General features: G+C 30.9%; 2 protein-coding genes. One reads left to right on the top strand and one right to left on the bottom strand.

The genetic code is table 11. The features are described from left to right. Positions 1-112: 112 nt before the first annotated feature. A complete protein-coding gene (locus tag ACKI4K_RS03410) occupies positions 113-856 on the top strand; it encodes a hypothetical protein (RefSeq protein ID WP_407422302.1) in 744 nt (247 codons plus the stop codon). 1,097 nt (positions 857-1,953) lie between these two features. Here the strand turns inward: ACKI4K_RS03410 and ACKI4K_RS03405 are convergent. Then, a complete protein-coding gene (locus tag ACKI4K_RS03405) occupies positions 1,954-3,225 on the bottom strand; it encodes an ATP-binding protein (protein WP_407422300.1) in 1,272 nt (423 codons plus the stop codon). Positions 3,226-3,344: the final 119 nt, after the last annotated feature.

Genomic DNA, 3,344 nt, shown 5'->3' with positions numbered 1-3,344 from the left:
CAGTGCAGGAATTGTTATTCTCATACAGTTGCTGACATCACTGTTCTTGTCACTTGCCGCCATCCTGAGAACAAAAATTTAATTTAAAGAAATATTTAAAAGAGATTGTGAAATGAAAATTACAAATAATAAAATGAAAACTTTAAAATTAATTGATACCTCTTTTATTACTCAATATAATTGTAATTTTACTGATAACGAAGCATACCATGGTGGTGCGGTTTACTTCTCTAGTAATGGTGAAGTGAGAAATTGTAATTTTACTAACAACAAAGCAACTGGAGAATACAGTTATGGTGGGGCTGTTTACTTCTGGGATCAAGGTACTGTGACAAATTGTAATTTTGCTGATAACTCTGCTTATAATGGTGGTGCTATTTTTAGTATGGGGTGGTATACTACTGCAGATACTTGTATTTTTAAAAGAAATTCTGGTGATAATGTAAATACAGTTATTTATCCGCCTACATTAAATGTTAATAATTTTACAACAGTTTATGGCTCAGGTGAGAAATTAACATTTGATTTAAAAACAAACAGCAGCATTCCTGTAACTAATGGAAATATCTCAATAAGTGTGTACTTTAAAGACAATGGTGTCTGGGTTCGCAATTATACTTGTTTAAGTGGTGAAGGTTGGATTCCAGATTTACCGGTCGGTTCTTATATTGCCTTTTTCGATACTGAATATGCTGAATTCCAAAAGATCAACAGAACAGTAACAATAACAATGCCTAATGTCAGGTATTCTATAAATGTTTCTTCAGTTACAACCAACAACAAGACTGTCAACATCACTGCAAAAACTGACATTCCAAAAGATATTCTTTGGGAGGGTAAATTTCTATTTAACTAACTAGTAAATTTCAAGACATATGATTTAAATCAAAACACCAACAAAATAATTAGTTTTGCAGCCATTACCTTTATTTTAATGAATAGCTTAATTCATTTAATCAAAAATGACAAATGTTAATCCAATCCCATCTAAAAAATTTGATTCTAATTAGAAAAACTCAAATCAGTATTATGAAACTGCTAAAAATAGTTTCAAAAAGATTTATTAAATTAAAAAATTTTAAAACTCTAAAAAATTTCAAATTTGATATTAAATATTCTATATGAAAATGTGGAAAAAATATTTTTAAAATTAGTGACAAATTTGAAATTGATGTAAGTCAAAAGAAAATTATATTCCAGAGATATTGAACTCGGCTTTTAAAAAAATTATATTTTTTTAGGTAACCATATGATTTTCTATTAGTTTGAAAATATACGAACAAAGGTAATATTTATCATTGGTGAAGGTAATATATTATCTTGTAAATTGTCACTAGAAAACCGGTAACCTTATGAAAATCAGACACCTTACTTTTAGTTACTATTTGTAACTTTAATTTCTTATAGTATATAAATTTACTTATTCAAGCATCATTGCAATCTTCAAATTTAGAGAAGAATATCTCATTTCAGATGAATCATTAAATATTTCGTTAATTTCATTAATGATGATTTTTAAAGCTTTGAAATTTAATTATATTTGTTAATCATTCTTTAACGAGTTTTGATAATTTAATTTTTTGGCCAAGATCTGTTTTAAAAAAAATGGTTAGTATATGATTTTCGAATTTGACGCCTTGCAGGCTTATGAATTTAGGCAACTTTCAAAAAGTCCAAGAAAGTTAAAAAATACACCATAACCTTGAAGTCAGGTAAAAGTCCAATCAAAAAGGTTAAGGTATTTTTAAAAGTCAAAGGAAAAACCTACAAGGCAACCACTAACAGCAAAGGTAAGGCAACCTTCAAAATTACCAAGTTAACCAAGAAAGGTACTTTCCCCGCAAAGATCACTTTTAAGGGAAATAGTTATTACAAGGCTTGCGGCAAAACCATAAAAATCAAAGTTAAATAAAAAGGGCAGATATATTTTTTTCATGCCCATTTTTCATTTTTCTATTTTAAACATCCTATTGGGATTACTTTCACTCCATCAGGTCTTGTATATGCATATTTTCCTCCAGTTAAAACTGCCAGGAAAGTGGGATTTTCCAGTTTATCATTTTTTTCTATCAGTTCATTTATTTTTAAAAGATTTTTAGCCCCATCCTCAATCCTTTCACTTCCGAGTTTACATTCAATTAATGCGTATCTTCCATCTTTCAGATGAACCACACAATCTATTTCCAAATCGGATTTATCATGGTAATATGAGACTTTTCCACCATGTGAACTGGTATACACATTTAAATCACGGATGCATAAATTTTCAAATACGAATCCAAAGGTTTTTAAATCTTTTTCCATTGACTCTGGACTAGCGTGTAGTGCTGCCACTGCTATTGACGGGTCGAGGAATACTTTTTTATTTCCTGACCTTATTGCTGATTTTGATTTAATATTAGGTGACCATCCTCTTTGGTCTTCAAGTACAAACAGTCTTTTTAGGGCATCAACATATGAATAATATGTGGGTCTGCTGATGTCCATGAAATTTGCCTTCATGTCATCAATGATTGTTTGGTCTTTGGCTAGTGTGGAGTTGTTTCGTGCGATTGATCTTAATAATAATCTTACCCTGTCAGGATCACGTTTGACACCATCTACCGCTGATGCATCTGTATTGCAGATATTATCTAGGTAGGAGTATGCGACGAATAGTTTTCCCTCCCGTGTTTTTTGGTTTAGTGATTCGGGCCATCCTCCACGGCATGCTGCAAAAATTAATTCATCCATTGTCAATTCGGATTCATATTGATTTATATTCATTTCGGGATTGTCGAATAAATCCATTATTGAAATTTGGCCGTTGGATTCACCACTTTCGTATAGGCTCATTGTCCTCATAAGTAACCTGTGTATTCTTCCGGTTCCAGTGTGTCTTTTACCATCTTCATTCACTACTGTTGAACCTGTTAGAATGTATAATCCATATCCATCGGTTTCATCCACACTGGTTCTGACTGAATCCCATAATACGGGTGCTATTTGCCATTCATCTATTAGTCGGGGTTTATCTCCTCTTAATAATCTTGATGGTTCAATGTCTGCCCACATCATGTTTGTTTGGTATTGGTCTTTATCCTGTAATTTTAGAACGCTTTTTGCGTGTCTTTCTGCTGTTGTGGTTTTTCCACACCATTTTGGACCTATGATTAATATGGCACCTATCATTTCAAGATATTTATCCAAATCATCATCTATAATTCTTTTTAAATATTTTACCATTGTTCTCACATACAGTATTTTATATTTTTTCTACTTTTTACTTTATATTTTTTCATTAATATACTTTACAATTTTTCCATAGTTAATTTTACATTTTTTCCAATTTTTACTTTACAATT

The sequence above is a fragment of the Methanobrevibacter sp. genome, assembly GCF_045644645.1.
In the GTDB taxonomy this organism is placed as follows: domain Archaea; phylum Methanobacteriota; class Methanobacteria; order Methanobacteriales; family Methanobacteriaceae; genus Methanocatella.
This window is presented reverse-complemented; position numbering and strand designations above follow the sequence as displayed.